The 17,292-nt window shown below is 31.9% G+C and carries 16 protein-coding genes; 11 read left to right on the top strand and 5 right to left on the bottom strand.

Annotated elements, in window-relative coordinates; translation table 11 throughout:
* Positions 1-211 precede the first annotated feature (211 nt).
* A complete protein-coding gene (locus tag ACY2IJ_RS01650) occupies positions 212-523 on the top strand; it encodes a GIY-YIG nuclease family protein (RefSeq protein ID WP_476725429.1) in 312 nt (103 codons plus the stop codon).
* Positions 524-1,342: 819 nt separating this feature from the next.
* On the opposite strand, the gene ACY2IJ_RS01655 is transcribed toward ACY2IJ_RS01650, so the two are convergent.
* From ACY2IJ_RS01655 to ACY2IJ_RS01665, 3 genes are read right to left on the bottom strand one after another with little or no spacing between them, the layout of a single operon-like run.
* Positions 1,343-2,503 carry an iron-containing alcohol dehydrogenase gene (locus tag ACY2IJ_RS01655; RefSeq protein ID WP_476725430.1) on the bottom strand — a complete coding sequence of 387 codons (1,161 nt, stop codon included), beginning with the start codon at positions 2,501-2,503 and terminating at the stop codon, positions 1,343-1,345.
* A 45-nt stretch (positions 2,504-2,548) separates the two neighbouring features.
* On the bottom strand, positions 2,549-3,181 hold the full coding sequence (locus ACY2IJ_RS01660) for an NAD(P)H-dependent oxidoreductase (RefSeq protein WP_476725431.1): 633 nt from the start codon (positions 3,179-3,181) through the stop codon (positions 2,549-2,551).
* Positions 3,182-3,201: 20 nt separating this feature from the next.
* Positions 3,202-3,783, bottom strand: coding sequence for a TetR/AcrR family transcriptional regulator (locus tag ACY2IJ_RS01665; protein WP_476725432.1), 582 nt, complete (start codon positions 3,781-3,783; stop codon positions 3,202-3,204).
* Between the two features lie 289 nt (positions 3,784-4,072).
* Between ACY2IJ_RS01665 and ACY2IJ_RS01670 the strand changes: the two genes are divergently transcribed.
* Positions 4,073-4,408: an EF-hand domain-containing protein gene (locus tag ACY2IJ_RS01670; RefSeq protein ID WP_476725433.1), complete on the top strand. Its 336-nt coding sequence runs from the start codon at positions 4,073-4,075 to the stop codon at positions 4,406-4,408.
* A 57-nt stretch (positions 4,409-4,465) separates the two neighbouring features.
* Here ACY2IJ_RS01670 and ACY2IJ_RS01675 read toward each other — a convergent pair whose 3' ends face one another.
* Positions 4,466-5,491: a LacI family DNA-binding transcriptional regulator gene (locus ACY2IJ_RS01675; RefSeq protein WP_476725434.1), complete on the bottom strand. Its 1,026-nt coding sequence runs from the start codon at positions 5,489-5,491 to the stop codon at positions 4,466-4,468.
* 160 nt (positions 5,492-5,651) lie between these two features.
* Between ACY2IJ_RS01675 and ACY2IJ_RS01680 the strand changes: the two genes are divergently transcribed.
* From ACY2IJ_RS01680 to ACY2IJ_RS01710, 7 genes are all read left to right on the top strand, one after another.
* Positions 5,652-8,249 carry a TonB-dependent siderophore receptor gene (locus ACY2IJ_RS01680; protein WP_476725435.1) on the top strand — a complete coding sequence of 866 codons (2,598 nt, stop codon included), beginning with the start codon at positions 5,652-5,654 and terminating at the stop codon, positions 8,247-8,249.
* A gap of 98 nt (positions 8,250-8,347) precedes the next feature.
* Positions 8,348-9,676, top strand: a complete 1,329-nt coding sequence (locus tag ACY2IJ_RS01685) for an MFS transporter (RefSeq protein WP_476725436.1) — start codon at positions 8,348-8,350, stop codon at positions 9,674-9,676.
* A gap of 10 nt (positions 9,677-9,686) precedes the next feature.
* Positions 9,687-10,610: a carbohydrate kinase family protein gene (locus ACY2IJ_RS01690; RefSeq protein WP_476725437.1), complete on the top strand. Its 924-nt coding sequence runs from the start codon at positions 9,687-9,689 to the stop codon at positions 10,608-10,610.
* A gap of 13 nt (positions 10,611-10,623) precedes the next feature.
* Complete coding sequence (locus ACY2IJ_RS01695) at positions 10,624-12,330, top strand: alpha-amylase family protein (protein WP_476725438.1); 1,707 nt, start codon at positions 10,624-10,626, stop codon at positions 12,328-12,330.
* 118 nt (positions 12,331-12,448) lie between these two features.
* Complete coding sequence (locus ACY2IJ_RS01700) at positions 12,449-13,459, top strand: LLM class flavin-dependent oxidoreductase (RefSeq protein ID WP_476725439.1); 1,011 nt, start codon at positions 12,449-12,451, stop codon at positions 13,457-13,459.
* A 146-nt stretch (positions 13,460-13,605) separates the two neighbouring features.
* The gene (locus ACY2IJ_RS01705; protein WP_476725440.1) at positions 13,606-14,487 is read left to right on the top strand and encodes a carbohydrate kinase family protein; all 882 of its coding nucleotides are present in this window, start codon (positions 13,606-13,608) and stop codon (positions 14,485-14,487) included.
* Positions 14,488-14,635: 148 nt separating this feature from the next.
* A complete protein-coding gene (locus ACY2IJ_RS01710; protein WP_476725441.1) occupies positions 14,636-14,803 on the top strand; it encodes an adenylosuccinate synthetase in 168 nt (55 codons plus the stop codon).
* A 27-nt stretch (positions 14,804-14,830) separates the two neighbouring features.
* Here the strand turns inward: ACY2IJ_RS01710 and ACY2IJ_RS01715 are convergent, their stop codons facing one another.
* Positions 14,831-15,457 (bottom strand): DEAD/DEAH box helicase, encoded by a 627-nt coding sequence (locus ACY2IJ_RS01715; RefSeq protein ID WP_476725442.1) that lies wholly within the window; start codon positions 15,455-15,457, stop codon positions 14,831-14,833.
* Positions 15,458-15,724: 267 nt separating this feature from the next.
* On the opposite strand from ACY2IJ_RS01715, the gene ACY2IJ_RS01720 reads away from it, so the two are divergent.
* Positions 15,725-16,057 (top strand): EF-hand domain-containing protein, encoded by a 333-nt coding sequence (locus ACY2IJ_RS01720; protein ID WP_476725443.1) that lies wholly within the window; start codon positions 15,725-15,727, stop codon positions 16,055-16,057.
* A 132-nt stretch (positions 16,058-16,189) separates the two neighbouring features.
* A complete protein-coding gene (locus ACY2IJ_RS01725; RefSeq protein ID WP_476725444.1) occupies positions 16,190-17,104 on the top strand; it encodes a helix-turn-helix domain-containing protein in 915 nt (304 codons plus the stop codon).
* The last annotated feature ends 188 nt before the right edge of the window (positions 17,105-17,292 follow it).

Here is a 17,292-nt window from a genome sequence, read left to right on the forward strand (position 1 = left end):
TAAGAAAAATTTCAGTTCTCGACTTCGCTCGAACACCCTTTTGTAGATACGTAATGATGTATTGTTGACTTTGCTTGAACACCCTTTGTGGAGAGCTAATGATGTAACTCAGCACAGGCTACTCGAACACCTTTTAGGTATGCGTAATGATGTATTCTTGATTCTGTTCAAGATTAAAAAGTTAACAATTATCCTTATCTTAGGGTGAAAAATGGCTGGATACTTATATATATTAGAATGTTCCGATGGAACTTATTATACAGGAAGTACAAGAAATTTAGAAAGAAGATTAGCAGAACATCAATCTAAAAAAGGAGCTAATTATACCAAGACTAGATTACCAGTAACATTGGTTTTTCAAGAATTCTTTTTAAATATAGCTGATGCTTTTTATTACGAAAAGAAAATTCAGAAATGGTCGCACGCTAAAAAAAAGGCAATGATTGAAAACAACTGGAAACTCTTACCTATACTTTCTGAATGTAAAAATGATACGCATTTTAAGAATCAGGAAAAACGTTAAGTTTTAGATTTTTATAATAAGAAATGTTCCAGTTCTCGACTTCGCTCGAACACCTTTTGTGGAGAGCTAATGATGTAACTCAGTACAGGCTGCTCGAACACCCTTTGAGGATGTGTAATGTATGGTCTTCGAGCGCAGTCGAGAAGTAGGGTGTTTAAGTGTAATTAAAAGTTGCTATAACAAGAAATATTCTAGTTCTCGACTCTACTTCGGTATAACTCAGTACAGGCTACTCAAACACCCTTTTGTAGATACGTAATGATGTATTGTTGACTTCGCTCGAACACCCTTTTAGGAAAGCTAATGGTGCAACTCAGCACAGGTTACTCGAACACCCTTTTGAGTGATGTTGTATAAAATGTATGGTCTTCGAGCGCAGTCGAGAAGCACAATGTTTTGCTATAATTAAAGGTTTCTATAATAAGAAATACTCCAGTTCTCGACTTCGCTCGAACACCCTTTGTGGAGAGCTAATGATGTTACTCAGTACAGGCTGGCTGCTCAAACACCCTTTGAGGATGTGTAATGTATGGTCTTCGAGCGCAGTCGAGAAGCAAAGTGTTTGATTGTAATTAAAAGTTGCTATAACAAGAAAAATTCCAGTTCTCGACTTCGCTCGAACACCCTTTGTGGAGAGCTAATGATGTTACTCAGTATAGGCTGCTCGAACACCCTTTTGTAGATGCGTAATGTATGGTCTTCGAGCGCAGTCGAGAAGTACAATGTTTTGCTATAATTAAAGGTTACTATAACAAGAAAAATTTTAGTTCTCGACTTCGCTCGAACACCCTTTGTGTTTTTTGTTATAGTAGCATATATTTAATATGCCATTTCTACAATTTTCTCTACATCGGTAGGAGTTAAGTTTTTGTGTTCACCCAATCCGTTCCAGCCTCTAGATTCAAATCGTTTGGCTATTTTTTGAGCTGTACCTTGATATTCTTTGGTGTAATCAGATAATTTGGTGTCTATATCTAAACTCTTAAAAAAGGCTTCGGTTTTAACAATGGCTTCTTTTGCTTTGTCTTCTACAGAACCATTGGTAATATTCCATACACGTTCTGCGTATTGAGCCAGTTTTTCTTTTTTAGCTTCAAAATTATGATGGTAATGACTTGGTGCAATAATGGCTAAAGTTCTAGCATGATCTATTCCAAACATAGCCGTTAATTCGTGACCTATAGCATGTATAGCCCAATCGGTAGGAACTCCTTTTTGGATCAATCCGTTTAAAGCCATGGTACAGCTCCACATAAAATCTGAAGCGGCTTTATAATTGCTTGGATCTTTTATGATTTTAGGGGCAACTTCTATTAAAGTCTGTAAAATACTTTCTGAAATTCTATCTTGCAATAAAGCATTAATAGGATAGGTCATGTATTGTTCTAAAACATGCGTAAAGGCATCGGTAATACCATTGGCCAATTGTCTTTTAGGAATAGACTGAATAACTGTAGGGTCTAAAACAGAAAATTGTGGAAACAAACCAGGACCACCCATGGCTAGTTTTTCTTGAGTTTCTTCTCTGGTTATTACAGCTCCAGAATTCATTTCAGATCCTGTAGCAGGTAGGGTTAATACGGTTCCAAAAGGCATTCCTTTTGTTGTGCGTATGTTTTGAGTTAGAATGTCCCAAGGACTGTCTCCTTTGTACAAAGCAGCCGAAGCTAAAAATTTGGTTCCATCAATAACAGAACCACCACCTATAGCTAGTAAAAAATCAATATTTTCTTCTTTAATAACTTTTAAGGCTTTCATTAAAATGGCATATTCCGGATTGGCAGGAATTCCACCAAATTCAATCACCTTAAAATTAGATAAAGCTTTGGTTACCTGCTCATAAATTCCGTTTTTTTTAATGCTCCCACCACCGTATAACATTAATACATTTGCATTTGCAGGTATTTCTTTAGCTAGGTTTTCTATTTGATTTTTACCAAATAGTATTTTGGTTGGGTTTTGATATTCAAAATTATTCATGTTGATGTTTTTAGAGGTTTGTAATGTTTTTTTGTTGGTAAAAACTTATTCTATTACTGTTACTAAATCTTCTGTGCTTTTTCTAACCTTAACCAAAGGCTCTAACCAATCATTTTCTGCATTTCTATATCCAAGAGGTAACAATACGGTACTTCTTAATCCTTTTGCTTTTAGGTCTAAAATTTCATCAACAGCAGCAGGATCAAATCCTTCTATAGGAGTTGCATCAACCCTTTCAAAAGCAGCAGCAGCAATAGACAATCCAAAAGCAATATAAGCTTGTTTGGCAGCGTGGTTAAAGTTTTCTTCTGCCTCTTTTTGCGGATAAGCTCCTAATAACATTTGTCGGTAGTTTTCCCATCCTTCGTTTTTAAAACCACGAATCTCATTGGTCAAATCAAACATATAGTTAATTCGGTCTTCGGTATATGTGTCCCAAGCAGCAAAAACCAACAAATGAGAACAGTCTGTAATTACAGATTGATTCCATCCTACAGCTTTAATCTTTTCTTTCAACTCTTTGTTTTTAACCACAATAATTTCAAAAGGTTGCAATCCGCTAGAAGTAGGAGCTAGTCTGGCAGCTTCTATAATTTTATCAATTTTTTCTTGAGGTACACTTTCTCCGTTCATTGCTTTGGTAGCATATCTCCAGTTTAATTTATCTAATAATTCCATAATTGTATTGAATCTAATTGTTATGTTAATTTTATACTATCCCAAGCCATTTTAAAGGCTTGTTCTTTATTTTCGTCGGTAAGTTCGTAAGCATCTCTTTGTTTGGCATTGATTAAAAAGGCCAAAGGATACACGGCATATGCATACAAAACATAAGGACAAGCTTTTTTTATAATTCCATCATTCTGACCTTTTTCCCATAGGTCAAGTAGGGGTTGTAAATGTTTAATACCTTCTTTTCTACTTTCGTCATCAATAATGGGGGTGTTGTCGCAATGAGATAAAAACAAAGCTTCTTCTACTTGTTGCAATCGATAATCAGCAATTTGATACCAAATGGTTTTAAAACTTTCTTCTACCGGTGTGTTTGGACTGTAATTTTTAAAAATTGCTTGTGTAAACTTTTGCTTTACATGTAAGTATACGTTATTGATAAGGTCTTGTTTGTTTTTGTAATACAAATAAATAGTACCAGGAGATATACAAGCTTCTTTGGCTATTTTAGACATAGGAGTTGCATGAAAACCGTTGTTGATAACCAGTTTGATAGTTGCATTGATTAATGCATTTCTTTTAAGATCGCTTTTACTTAACTCTGCCATATGTTTTGTTTGCTGATACAAAGGTACTATAAAAAATGAATGAACGTTCATTTATGAAAAATAATATTTTTATTTAAAAAATTACAGTCTGATAATGTGTTGGTTACAAGAAATATTGTAAAAAAAAGATTTTTTTTTAGAGATAGATTAAACCTTTGTTTAAAGCTAGGGTCAAAGCTTGGATTCGATTATTAAATTGATATAGAATATGATGATGAAGTAAGGATGTTTGAATAAAAGAATCATATTAAAGAAATAATTATAACAGAAATTAAAAACATTAAGAAAAATGAAATCACAAAAAATTACAGTTATCGCATCAGCAATTTGTTTATTTGCAGCAGTAAGTGCTTTTTCTCAAGAGCAAAAACCAAAACCATCTCCAGAAAAAATGTTTAAAAACTGGGACAAAAACAAAGATGGAAAAATTACAAAAGAAGAATTAGAAGGTAAAAAAATCTTAAATAGATTTGATAAAATAGATAAAGATGGGAATGGGGTTTTAACTTTAGAAGAAGTTAAAAACGCAATGAACAAACAAGGAAAAGGTAAAGGAGAAGGAAAAGCTAAAAAAGAAAAAGCGGCTCACAACCACGACGATGACAACGAAGGAGGAGAAGAATAAATAAATTCTTATAAAATAAAAGAAAAGCACTTACCCATTTTGGGTAGGTGCTTTTTGTTATTTAGTAGACTCTCTTTTAATAAGGGTTGTTTCTAATTGAATAATTTCTGGAGGAAGTATAGTTTTATCTTTTAAAGCCTTTATTTCTTTATACAATTGTTTAAAAGCTGTTTGTCCCATGGCATACCCCGGCTGATTTATAGTAGTAATGTTTGGAGATATTACAGAAGACATAAACCAATTGCTAAAACCAACTATAGAAATTTCATTAGGTATTTTTACACCCAGTCTGTTAAATTCTGCAACAGCACCAATGGCCACCATATCTGTATTTATAAAAATACCATCTACATCTTTATGTTCATTATATAGTTTAAGTGCATTCATTTTACCATCTTCAAAACTATTTTCATCACAATCGTTTAAATAAACCAAGCTAGGATCGTATTCCATCCCGTTATCTTGTAAAGCTTTTTTGTAGCCTAAAAAACGATCAATAGAGTTTTGAGGCAATAAAGGTCCTCTAAAATGAGCTATTTTTTTACAACCTGTATCTATTAAATGCTGTGTTGCCATGTAAGCAGATTTTTGATCATCTATAATTACTTTAGAGCATTTTACTAGTTTGGCTATTTTATCAAACATAACCAAAGGTTTGTTTTGTTGAATTACAGCATTTAAATGTTTAAAATCAGCACTTCCGTTAGCTAATGAGATTAATATTCCATCTACTTGATGACTCATTAACAATTCTATTTGTTTTTTTTCTAACTCATAAGATTCATTAGATTGTAAAATAATTACCAAATAACCTTTTTTTTCCGCTTCGGATATAATTCCTTTAATCACATTAGAAAAAAAATGGTGCACTACTTCAGGAATTACCAATCCAATAGTTTTAGATTCTTTGGTTCTTAGATTTACCGCAAAACTATTAGGAGTATAATTTAATGTAGCTGCTAGCTCTTTTACCAATGCCTTGGTTTTAGGGCTAACATCTGGATAATCTTTTAAAGCTTTAGAGACTGTTGTTACAGATATGTTAAGTTTTTCAGCAATTTCTTTTAAAGTTACTGGTTTCATATGTTTATTTTTAAGTGAAAATAATAAAAAAATAGGAATCGAAAACGTTTTCGGTTAAATCGAAAACGTTTTCGGTGAGAAAAATGTAATTTGAACTAGTGTTGGTTTATAATTTAGCAAAACAATAAGTCTTTTATTAACAAATTACTACAATACTATTATGAAAAAATCAAATCAATTTAAATTTGGAATTTTGTGGGTACTACTGTTTTCGGTATCTACAATAGTTGCACAGTCAACAGTTTCTGGAACGGTTAGTGATGAAAACGGAGAACCTTTATTAGGAGTTAGTGTTCTTGTAAAAGGAACTTCTCAAGGTTCTGTATCAGATTTTAATGGTAATTACTCTATTACTAATGTAAAAGAAGGAAGTTACACATTAATTGCAGATTTTATAGGGTACACCAAAACCACTAAAAAAATTACAGTAAGAAATCAAAATATAAGTCAGGATTTTGTCATGAAATCGGATGCACAATCTTTAGACGAAGTAATTATTACGGGAGTTGCTACTCCAAAGTCTAAAATAGAATCAAGTGTTTCTGTTACCACCATGAAGCCTTCTGTAATAACTCAATCTGCTCCTAGATCTACAGCAGAAATTTTTAGAACTATTCCTGGTATTCGTGCAGAATCATCAGGAGGTGAAGGAAATTCTAACATTGCTGTAAGAGGGGTGCCAATTTCTTCTGGAGGTTCTAAATACGTACAGTTGCAAGAAGACGGTTTACCTGTGTTGTTGTATGGAGATATAGCTTTTGGTACTGCAGATATTTTTACAAGATTTGACAACAATGTATCTAGAATTGAAGCAATTCGTGGAGGATCTGCATCTACATTAACATCTAATGGACCTGGTGGAATCATCAATATTATTAGTAAAACAGGAGAAAACGAAGGAGGATCTATAGGAACTACTTTTGGAGTAGATTACAATTCATTTAGAACCGATTTTGATTATGGAACTAAAGTAGATGATGGATTGTTTTTACACACAGGAGGGTTTTATAGAGTAGGAGAAGGAATTAGAACTACAGGTTTTACAGCAAATAATGGTGGACAATTAAAAGTGAGCTTGACTAAAAAGTTTGACAACGGACATGTAAGATTGTATGCTAAATATTTAAATGATAGAACAGCAGCATATATGCCAGTACCAATTAAAGTAACAGGAACAAATAGCAATCCAGATTGGTCTGATGCTCCAAACTTTAGCGCTACTAAAGGTTCTCTTCACTCAGCAAACTTAACACAAACATTGCGTACAGGTGCTGATGGAGAAACAACAAGAGGAAATGTAACGGAAGGAATGCACCCAGTGTCTACATCTGTAGGATTTGAAGCTAGTTTTGATTTAGATAATGATTGGAAAATTACAAACAATGGACGTTTTTCTATGAACAAAGGTAGTTTTATAACTCCATTTGTAGAAAGTTTAGCTTCTGGAGCTGATATGGAATCAACTTTAGGTGGAGCCTTAACTTATGCAGACAATGGAGCTACTGTTGCAGATGATGCATTGGTAAGTAGAATACACATGTTTGATGTAGAATTAAACAACTTAAATAATTTTATGAATGATGTTAAGTTGTCTAAAACAATAGATAATATAAGTGTTACAGCAGGATACTTTAAATCTATACAAAACATATCTATGTCTTGGTTATGGAACACTTATGTGCAAGAAGTGAATGATGATAATGCTAGATTAATTAATGTAGGAACTTTAAGCGAAAATGGATTGTTAAATTACGGAACACCAGCATGGGGAAATTTACAACGTAACTACGACACTCAATACAATGTGTCTGCACCTTATGCACAAATTTCTGTGGATGCTACAGAAGATTTAACCATTGATGGTAGTGTAAGGTACGATATGGGAAAAGTAAGCGGATCTTTTGCAGGAGGAACAGAAGGAGCAATTGACGTAAATGGAGATGGAGCAATTTCTACAGCAGAGCAAACGGCACATGTTATTGATAACGCAAACCCAACAGCAGTAGATTATGATTATGACTATATTTCTTACTCATTTGGTGCAAATTATAAGTTTTCTGAAGGAGAGTCTGTGTTTGCAAGATACAGTAAGGGAGCTTCTGCTAAATCAGATCGTATTTTATTCTCTGGATTAGATTATTTGAATGGAGATAAAATCAACGCGTTAGATTTTTTAAGTCAAGCAGAAATTGGATACAAAAGAAACTTAAAAAGAGGAGCTGTATATGCAACTGCTTTTTATGCAACAACAAATGAAGAAGGAGGTTTTGAAGCATCTTCTAATAGTATTATAGAAAACGATTACAAATCTATGGGGGTTGAATTAGAAGGGTTTTACAACTTTGGAGATTTTAATTTAAGAGGAGCTGTAACTTACACAAAGGCTGAAATTACTTCTGGAGATAACAAAGGAAATAAACCAAGAAGACAACCAGATTTAATTTACAATATTATGCCGTCTTATAACTTTGGGGCACAAAAACAAAACTCAGTTGGTTTAAGTTTTGTAGGGCAAACAGAAGCTTATTCTCAAGACTCTAACGAGTTGGTAATGCCAAGTTTTGTAATTGCAAGTGGGTTTGTAAATTATGCAATCACAAAATCATTAAATGCAAACCTATCTGTTAACAACATTTTTAACACAATTGCTGTTACAGAAGCTGAAGAAGGTAGTATTACAGACAACCAAGTGAATTATGTAAGAGCAAGAACCTTACCAGGTAGATCTATTAGTTTAGCTTTAAAATATCAATTTTAATTAATTGTTAGGGATGTATTAGGTTGGTGTAGCAATATTGTTTCACCAGCCTTTTATAAAAGTGTTAAGAAAAAACAACAACATTAATAAATAAAGCTATGTTCGGAAAAGTAAAATTAAGTTTTTGGCAAATATTAAACATGAATGTAGGTTTCTTTGGTATTCAATATAGTTTTGGATTGCAACAAAGTGCTGTTAACCCAATTTATGATTTCTTAGGAGCAAGTCCACATGAAATTCCATTGTTAAATTTAGCAGGCCCTGTAACAGGCTTATTGGTGCAACCTTTAATAGGAGCTATGAGTGATAAAACTTGGTCGCCAAAATATGGAAGAAGAAAACCTTATTTTTTTATAGGAGCCTTAATGTGTAGCTTATGTTTAATAGCTTTTCCTTTTAGTAGCTCTTTGTGGATGGCAGCTGGTTTGTTGTGGATCTTAGATGCCGGAAACAATACTGCAATGGAGCCTTACAGAGCTTTTATTGCAGATAAATTAGATGATGAACAACAGCCTTTAGGGTTTCAAATGCAAAGTTTTTTCACCGGTTTTGGACAAACATTAGCCAATTTATCGCTATTTATTTTTCCAATGATATTTATAGGAAAAACAGGATCTCTACCTACATGGGTATATGCTTCTTTCTTTTTAGGTGCAGTTTGTTCTATAGGTTCTATTCTTTGGAGCATGAAAACAACCAAAGAAATTCCACCTACACCAGAAGAGTTGGCAAAAATAAAAGCAGAAAAGAAAAGTGCTTTTAAGCCTTTGATAGAAATATTTTCTGCCATTAAAGGAATGCCTAAAATAATGTGGCATTTAGCTTTGGTCTATATGTTTCAATGGTATGCTTTGTTTTGTTACTGGCAAAATTCATCTAAAAGTATTGCTTTGTCTGTTTGGAATGCAACACCCAAAAGCAATCCGGAAGCTTATGAAAAAGCAGTTAGTTGGACAGGTTTGGTAAATGGTTGGTACAATATTGTTACGTTTTTGGTGGCTTTTGTATTGGTAGGATTTGCTAAAAAATACAGTCCTAAAGCTGTACACACAGTATGTTTATTATTAGCAGCTGCAGGTTTCTTAGCTTTTCCACACATACAAGACAAAAACATATTGTTTTTTGCTATTACTGGTTTTGGAATTGGATGGGCAAGTATGATGGGAATTCCGTATTTAATGGTTGTGGCAGATATTCCTAAAGAACGTTATGGAGTTTATATGGGAATTATCAATATGATGATTGTAGTTCCAATGATTATTCAGAATGTAACTTTTGGGTATGTATTAAAAAATTATTTAAACAACGATCCTCGTTTGGCGATTTCATTTGCAGGAGTATTATTACTTATAAGTGCTGTGGTTACTTTGTTTATGAAAACCAAAAAAACAAGAAACCAAACTACTGTTGTTGCAAGTCATCATTAAGAAAAAAAACATGAAAACAAATATAAAAAATATAGATATTCTATGTGTTGGAGAGGTGTTGATAGATTTTATTGGTCATCAATCTGATGTACAAATTAATCACACAAAGGATTATAGAAGATATTTAGGAGGTTCCCCTACAAATGTAGCTATCTATAGTTCTAAATTAGGCTTAAACACTTCGTTGGTAGCCGCTATTGGTAAGGATGGATTGGGAGAGTTTATATTAAAAAGTTTAAAAAAGTTAAATGTAAATACTCAACATGTAAAACAATATGATAAAAAATCTAGCAGTGTGATTTTTGTTTCAAGAACCAAAGGAACACCAGATTTTATTCCTTACAGAAATGCAGATTATTGTATTGATGAAGATCAAGTATCTAAAGAAACTTTATTAGATACTAAAATTTTTCACACTACCTGTTTTGCTTTAAGTAAAGGTCAGGCTCAAAAAACAATTTTAGCTAAGGCTAAAGAGGCTTATGAATTAGGATGTCAATTAAGTATTGATATTAATTATTCTGAAAAAATTTGGGATAGCGAACGTTCAGTTTCAGAGGTTATTAAGGAGTATTGTCAATACAATCCGTTAGTAAAAGTTAGTGAAGACGATGTAGAAAGACTATTTAATAAATCTTTAAGTCATCAAGAAATATTTGATTTATTTCATGGTTTAGGTGTAAATATTATCTGTTTAACATTAGGAGGTAAAGGGGTTGTATTATCAGAAAAAGGTAAAAACCCTATAGAATTGCCTGCAATACAAGTTGATAAAATTGAAGATGCCACAGGTGCTGGAGATGCTTTTTGGTCTGGTTTTTTAACAGGTTTTACAAAAGAAAAATCGTTGCAAGAATGTTTAGAAATGGGATTGAAAGTTGCCTCTATAAAATTACAACATATAGGAGGTTTGCCAGATTGTGTAGAATTATAAAAAAAACATCAACATGAAAAAAGATACAAACCAACAAGTAAATGGAGTAATGCTAAATGCTTATCCGGATAGTATAGGAAGCAATTTGCAAGATATGATCCATGTTTTAAAATTATCTGAATTTAAAAATGCATTTTCATTATTTTATATATTGCCTACTTTTTTTAATAGTGATTTAGATAGAGGTTTTTCTATTGTTGATTATAATATTAACCAAGAATTGGTTTCGGAAAATGACTTAAAAGAATTAGAAAAGTTAAATGTTTCTTTAAAATTTGATATTGTATTAAACCATTTATCTGTAGCTTCTCCTCAGTTTAAAGATTTGTTAAAAAATGGAGAAAACTCAAAGTACAAAAACTTTTTTATAGATTGGAATTCTTTTTGGAAAGAAGAAGGAGTTTTGAACAATGATGGAGTGGTGATTCCAAACGAAAAGCATTTGAATAAATTATTTATGCGTAAATCTGGTTTGCCTATTCTAAAAGTACGCTTTCCAGATGGTACTGAAAAACCTTATTGGAATACGTTTTACCAAAAAATAGAATTTCAAACTATTGAAACTGTAGATTTAATTAAAATCAAAAATATTACAATAAAACAAGCCAATGAAATTTGTAAAATCATCAACAAAACTATAGAACATAATAAAGATATTTTTGATGTTGATTTGGGAGAAAATAATAAATACAAAGAACAAGTATTACAAATAGTTACACAAAACCTTACTTATTTAGGGCAAATGGATGTTAATGCAAAATCTCCATTAGTTTGGGAGTTTTACGAAGAAACTTTACAAAAATTAAGTAATTACGGATGTAAAATATTACGCTTAGATGCTTTTGCCTATTTGCACAAGCAAGTAGGACAGACTAATTTTTTTAATACTCCTGGTACTTGGGATTATTTAGAAAGAATTAAACAAATAGCTGTTAAAAATAACTTAACATTATTGCCAGAAATTCATGCAGAATACGGTATAGGTCTGCATGATCAAGTTGCAGAAAAAGGATATCAAATTTATGATTTCTTTTTGCCTGGCTTAATGATCCATACATTAGAAAATAAAGATAGTTCAGCATTACTTACTTGGGCTAAAGAAATTATTAGTAAAGGTTACAAAACAGTTAATATGCTAGGTTGTCATGATGGAATTCCTGTATTAGATTTAAAAGGGAAAGAAATAAATGGAATTTACAACAAAGGATTGTTAGAAGATAAAGATATTGAAAGCATTATGACTACCATAATTAATAGAGGAGGTAGGGTTAAAAACTTATACGATGCTGAAGGTAAAAAAATATCTTATTATCAAATTAATGCAACTTTTTATAGTGCTTTAGGAGAAAATGATCATAAAATGTTACTTGCTAGAGCTTTGCAATTATTTATGCCAGGAACTCCACAAGTTTGGTACTTGGATATTTTTGCAGGTACTAATGATTATGATGCTGTTGAAAGAGGAGGAAAAGATAGTCATAAAGAAATTAACAGAACTACATTGGGTATTGAAGAGGTTAAGAAAAGTTTACAGAAAGAAGTTGTATTAAAACAATTAGAAATGATAAAAGTTAGAAATACTCACAAAGCATTTCTAGGAACTGTAACAATTAAAGAATCTGCAAAAGATAAAATCTATATTGTTTGGATAAATAATAAAGCTAAGGCCGAATTAACTGTAGATTTAACTACTTTAGAATATAACATAAAAACAACATAATAAATATTACCCCTATTAAAAAAAGCACTTACCTATTTTTGGTAGGTGCTTTTTGTGTTTAAGGCATTTTTTTTGATAGTTTTTATAAAGATTGTAGACTTAAACAAAAAAGGAATTTATGACGTTTAAAAATATAGCATACTCCGTATTAGATTTGGCAATTGTATCGGAAGGTAAAAATTTACAAGAAACATTTAAAGACACTTTAACATTGGCCCAACAAACAGAAGCGTTTGGCTATACCCGTTACTGGTTGGCAGAACATCACAATTCTTCTAATATAGGAAGTAGTGCAACCTCTGTTTTAATAGGATATGTGGCTCAAGGAACTCAAACCATACGTGTAGGATCAGGAGGTGTAATGTTGCCCAATCATTCTCCATTAATAGTAGCAGAACAGTTTGGTACTTTAGGCTCTTTGTATCCTAACAGAATTGATTTAGGGTTGGGAAGGGCTCCAGGAACCGATAGAGAAACTGCAGAGGCCATTCGTTCTGATTTTATGAAAGCGGCTCATTCTTTTCCAAATGAATTGGAAAAAATAGAAACTTACTTTTCTACAGACAATGCAAATTCTAATGTACGTGCTACTGTAGCAGAAGGGGTAAATGTGCCTATTTATATTCTAGGTTCTAGTACAGATAGTGCTCATTTGGCTGCCCAAAAAGGATTGCCTTATGCGTTTGCGAGTCATTTTGCAAGTACACATCTTACCGAAGCTTTAAAAATTTATCGTAACGAGTTTACCTCATCAGACATGTTAAAAGAACCGTATGTTATAGCGGGAGTCAATGTTATTATAGCAGATACAGATGAAGAAGCTGAGCGTTTGTTCACTTCTTTAATTGGTTTAATTGTAGGTTTGTTTACCGGTAAAAGAAAAAAAGTACAAGCTCCAGAAGCGTTTACAAAAGAACACGAGCAAATTTTAGAACACCCACAAGTTCATCAAATGTTAAAATATTCTTTTGTAGGAAGCAAAGCTAAAGTAAAACAGCAAGTACAAGATTTTATAACACAAACTCAAGCAAATGAATTGATTGCGGTTACTAATATTTATGATGTAAAGGATAGAATTAAATCATATCAGTTGTTTTCTGAAATTATGCAAGAATTAAATCAGTCCTAGTTTTTTAAATAATTGACCACTTGTAATAAGAAGTCACATTGGGTATTGGCAATGGTAAATTTAGGATCTTTTGTATTTTTAGTTAAGATAATGGTGAATGCTGTTGTTGCTTTGGCAGCAATCAGTCTATTTAAAAATAAGGAAAAATGAAAAACATAGTTTGTTTTGGAGAGGTGCTTTGGGATGTTTTTCCAGAGCATAAAAAAATAGGAGGAGCTCCTTTAAATGTTGCTGTTAGACTACAATCTTTAGGTAATCATGTAAGCATGATTAGTAGTGTGGGGCAAGATACAGATGGAGATAAAATCATAGATTTTGTAAAAGAACACAAAGTTAATGCGAGCAATATTCAAATCAATCCTGCACAGCAAACAGGAAGTGTAGCAGTAACTTTAGACAATGAAGGATCTGCTACTTATGAAATTGAACACCCTAGAGCTTGGGATAAAATTGAATTGTCTGAAAAAGCGATAAACAGGACCAAGACGGCAGATGCTTTTATTTATGGAAGTTTGGCAGCTAGAGATTTAGTTTCTAGAAACACACTTTATGAATTGTTAAAAATAGCTCCTTACAAAATTTTTGATGTGAACTTAAGAAAGCCACATTACAGTTCAGAAATTTTAAATGAGTTGATGCATCAAGCAGATTTTATAAAATTTAATGATGATGAAATTCTAGAAATTGTAAAGAATTATACAGCAGGTATACATACTGTAGAAGAAGCAATTCAGTTTATTGCCCAACAAACCGGTGCAACTTCAATATGTGTAACCAAAGGAAGTAAAGGAGCGGTGTTGTATTACAATGGAAAACTTTATCAAAATCCGGGTTATAAAATTACTGTGGTTGATACGGTGGGAGCTGGAGATTCGTTTTTAGCTTCGTTAATCAATCAATTGTTACATAATTCAAGTCCACAAAAAGCCATTGATTTTGCTTGCGCTGTGGGAGCTATTGTAGCGAGTAGAGAAGGAGCAAACCCTACTATTGAGACTGCTGCAATTGAAGCATTAATGAATACATAAGTTTATTTAGGTACCCCTATATTTGTAACATCTCCTAAAAATTTAGTTTTTAGGGGGGGTATACAGTGATGTTGAGCAGAATCAACATCAGTTTTCCTTTAATTAGCAAGTGTTTCCGTAATTTTAAGCAACGTAAAATATAAAAAATATGTTATCTCTCTATTACTTGCTTATTCAAAAACCAGCAGAAATTCCAAGTCCACATAACAATCATCCTCTAGACACATCAAACCCTTTAGAAATAACGGTTTACATTATTTTGCCCATTCTTATTTTTGCCTTGTATTTTTTATGGAGACAAAAGAGAAAAAAATAAATATTTTTGGGCTTTTACAGTAGCTACCTAAAGCTCTACAACCTTAGAGTATTCCATAAAATAAGATTCCAAACGTTTTAAGTGGGGATCTAGCTTTTCGGCATAAATTACATATTGGCATTTTTTAATGCTTTGCGATATAGATAACAATGTTGCATACACCTCTTTTTTAGCTAAAAACTCCGCATCTTCTACACTAACTATTTTTAATAGAGAAGTGTTTACTCCATAAGTAGAAAGCAGTTTTTGAGTGGTTTTAGGAGTCGCAATTAAAATATCAATCCCTTCAAAAATTTCAGATTTTAACAAGTCAATATGTTCTTTTTCATTGGCAAAATAAACACGTAAAGAGGTATATCTGGTATATTCTAAAAAAACATTGTACAAATCCAATCCTTTTTCGTTGTTTTCTACCCATACCATAGCTCGTGGTGCAGTTCCTACTTCTTCGCAACTTAATTTTTGCATGGTGGTTAAGACCAATGTACTTGTTTTTCCACTTCCTTTAGGAGCAATGCAAAAAGTGTTGGCACTACTTTTAATAACCGGAATGCTTTGTATTTGAAAATCTGTAGGAGTTGTTATTTCTAAGCGTTCTAAGGTTTCTTTTATATGTGGATGTAGCTTTTTAAACGGAGCAGGAAATACAGACATAAACACTAAATTTTTAGATACTTTTTAGACCTCAAAACTACATGTTTTATAGGGGAAATAAATAAAATTAAACAAATTATAATTAGAAATCTGTTTTACAGGGTTTTATGGATGTTAAAATTTTAAAAATAAAAAAAGAATTTAAATATTTTAATTTAAAACTATGATTACTATTGCTGCATAAAATTACATTAAAACATGGGGTAACTATAAGGTTGTCAGTTGTGTATAGGTGTAGATAAACAATTTTTAAAACAAAAAAATAAAATGAAATCACAAAAAATTACAATTATTGCAAGTGCAATTTGCTTAGTAACATCTGTAGCTTCTTTTTCACAAGAAAAAGAAAAACCATCACCAGAAAAATGGTTTAAAAACTTAGATAAAAACAAAGATGGTAAAATTAGCAAAGCAGAATTAGAAGGTAAAAAAATAGAAGACAAATTCGATGCAATCGATAAAGATGAAAATGGTTCTATTTCTTTAGAGGAGTTTTTAGCTTTTGCACAAAAAGGTAAAAAAGCCAACGTAGCTAAAAAACCAATTAAAGTTGTAGAAGAAGAGCCTGAAGCTATTGAGGATGAGGGTGGAGAAGAATAATAAAATTAGTTAATACCAGATATTTTAGACTCTTTGTTTTTTTAAACAAAGAGTTTTTTATGTGTAGCTTATCGCATTCAGTTTGATTAAATAGTATATTTGAAAAAAAACTCAAAAAGTATTTTTCCTCTTTTGAAAAAATCATCTATAAAAAATCTTACGATAAGTGAAATTGTAAAAGTCCTTGGTGATGCAGATCAAGGAGATGGTTTACATGTACATATTTCGCACAATAAGTTTGATGAAATTCCACTAAAATATCCTTTTAGGAGTGATAGTTTTTCTATCCTATTACTCGTTTCGGGTAGTTTTACCATACAGTTAAATTTAATTACACATACACTTTATAAAAACGAAGCTATTATTGTTAAGCCACAAACTGTGGCTCATGTATTAGAAATGCACGCTCCTTTAAGTGTAGTATCTATTAGTTTTACAATTGATTTTGTTTTAAAAAACGGATTTAAAAAAGAGGATTTTGATGTTTTTGATTTCTTTACAACAGACAATATTCCCAAAGTAAAACTAAGCAAAGAAGAAGTTGGATCTGCGGTTGCCATAGCTGAAATACTGGAAAGAAACAAAAGATTTTCTCTGGATAAAATACCTTACAAAGAAGAGTTAATTCAGCATTCTTTTAAGTTACTGCTGTATCATTTTTCATCTATCTATACAAAAGCTTATCCTAATTTAGAAGCCAATTTATCTAGGCAAGAAAATTTAGGGTTGAGATTCATCAATTTGTTAAACGAAAATTTAAAACAAGAAAGAACCGTTCAGTTTTATGCAGATGTACTTTGTGTAACACCAGGATATTTGTCTAAAGTGTTAAAAGAAGTTACAGGAAAAACAGCCAACCAATTAATAGATGAAGCAGTTGTTTTAGAAATTAAACTATTATTAAATACTCCCTCCTTAAGCATTACAGAAATTTCTGAAGAGTTACAATTTAGCAATCCTTCTTTTTTGGGTAAGTTTTTTAAAAAACATACAGGGTATTCTCCTTCGGCTTTTAGAAAAATGCACATAGCACATTCTACCCAATAAAAACGATTATGTACTATGTTTTTTATTCATAGACTAAGTGTTCATAAGGGTTTGTATTCTTTTTTGTTTTTTTTAGCAATAAAAAAATAACGGTTTTAGACCAGTTTATGCTTTTTATAGACCTTTTACAATTGTTTCAATAGGGACAAATTTGTGGTGTAAAAAATAACTAAATCAATATTTACACA

It is taken from the genome of Wenyingzhuangia gracilariae, assembly GCF_056387575.1.

Excerpts from the sequence above, each read along its gene's own strand:
- ACY2IJ_RS01690 (WP_476725437.1), top strand. The coding sequence starts at position 9,687 with ATGAAAACAAATATAAAAAATATAGATATTCTATGTGTTGGAGAGGTG.
- ACY2IJ_RS01675 (WP_476725434.1), bottom strand. The coding sequence starts at position 5,491 with ATGAAACCAGTAACTTTAAAAGAAATTGCTGAAAAACTTAACATATCT.
- ACY2IJ_RS01650 (WP_476725429.1), top strand. The coding sequence starts at position 212 with ATGGCTGGATACTTATATATATTAGAATGTTCCGATGGAACTTATTAT.
- ACY2IJ_RS01655 (WP_476725430.1), bottom strand. The coding sequence starts at position 2,503 with ATGAATAATTTTGAATATCAAAACCCAACCAAAATACTATTTGGTAAA.
- ACY2IJ_RS01710 (WP_476725441.1), top strand. The coding sequence starts at position 14,636 with ATGTTATCTCTCTATTACTTGCTTATTCAAAAACCAGCAGAAATTCCA.
- ACY2IJ_RS01705 (WP_476725440.1), top strand. The coding sequence starts at position 13,606 with ATGAAAAACATAGTTTGTTTTGGAGAGGTGCTTTGGGATGTTTTTCCA.
- ACY2IJ_RS01695 (WP_476725438.1), top strand. The coding sequence starts at position 10,624 with ATGAAAAAAGATACAAACCAACAAGTAAATGGAGTAATGCTAAATGCT.
- ACY2IJ_RS01685 (WP_476725436.1), top strand. The coding sequence starts at position 8,348 with ATGTTCGGAAAAGTAAAATTAAGTTTTTGGCAAATATTAAACATGAAT.
- ACY2IJ_RS01720 (WP_476725443.1), top strand. The coding sequence starts at position 15,725 with ATGAAATCACAAAAAATTACAATTATTGCAAGTGCAATTTGCTTAGTA.
- ACY2IJ_RS01665 (WP_476725432.1), bottom strand. The coding sequence starts at position 3,783 with ATGGCAGAGTTAAGTAAAAGCGATCTTAAAAGAAATGCATTAATCAAT.
- ACY2IJ_RS01700 (WP_476725439.1), top strand. The coding sequence starts at position 12,449 with ATGACGTTTAAAAATATAGCATACTCCGTATTAGATTTGGCAATTGTA.
- ACY2IJ_RS01670 (WP_476725433.1), top strand. The coding sequence starts at position 4,073 with ATGAAATCACAAAAAATTACAGTTATCGCATCAGCAATTTGTTTATTT.
- ACY2IJ_RS01680 (WP_476725435.1), top strand. The coding sequence starts at position 5,652 with ATGAAAAAATCAAATCAATTTAAATTTGGAATTTTGTGGGTACTACTG.
- ACY2IJ_RS01660 (WP_476725431.1), bottom strand. The coding sequence starts at position 3,181 with ATGGAATTATTAGATAAATTAAACTGGAGATATGCTACCAAAGCAATG.
- ACY2IJ_RS01715 (WP_476725442.1), bottom strand. The coding sequence starts at position 15,457 with ATGTCTGTATTTCCTGCTCCGTTTAAAAAGCTACATCCACATATAAAA.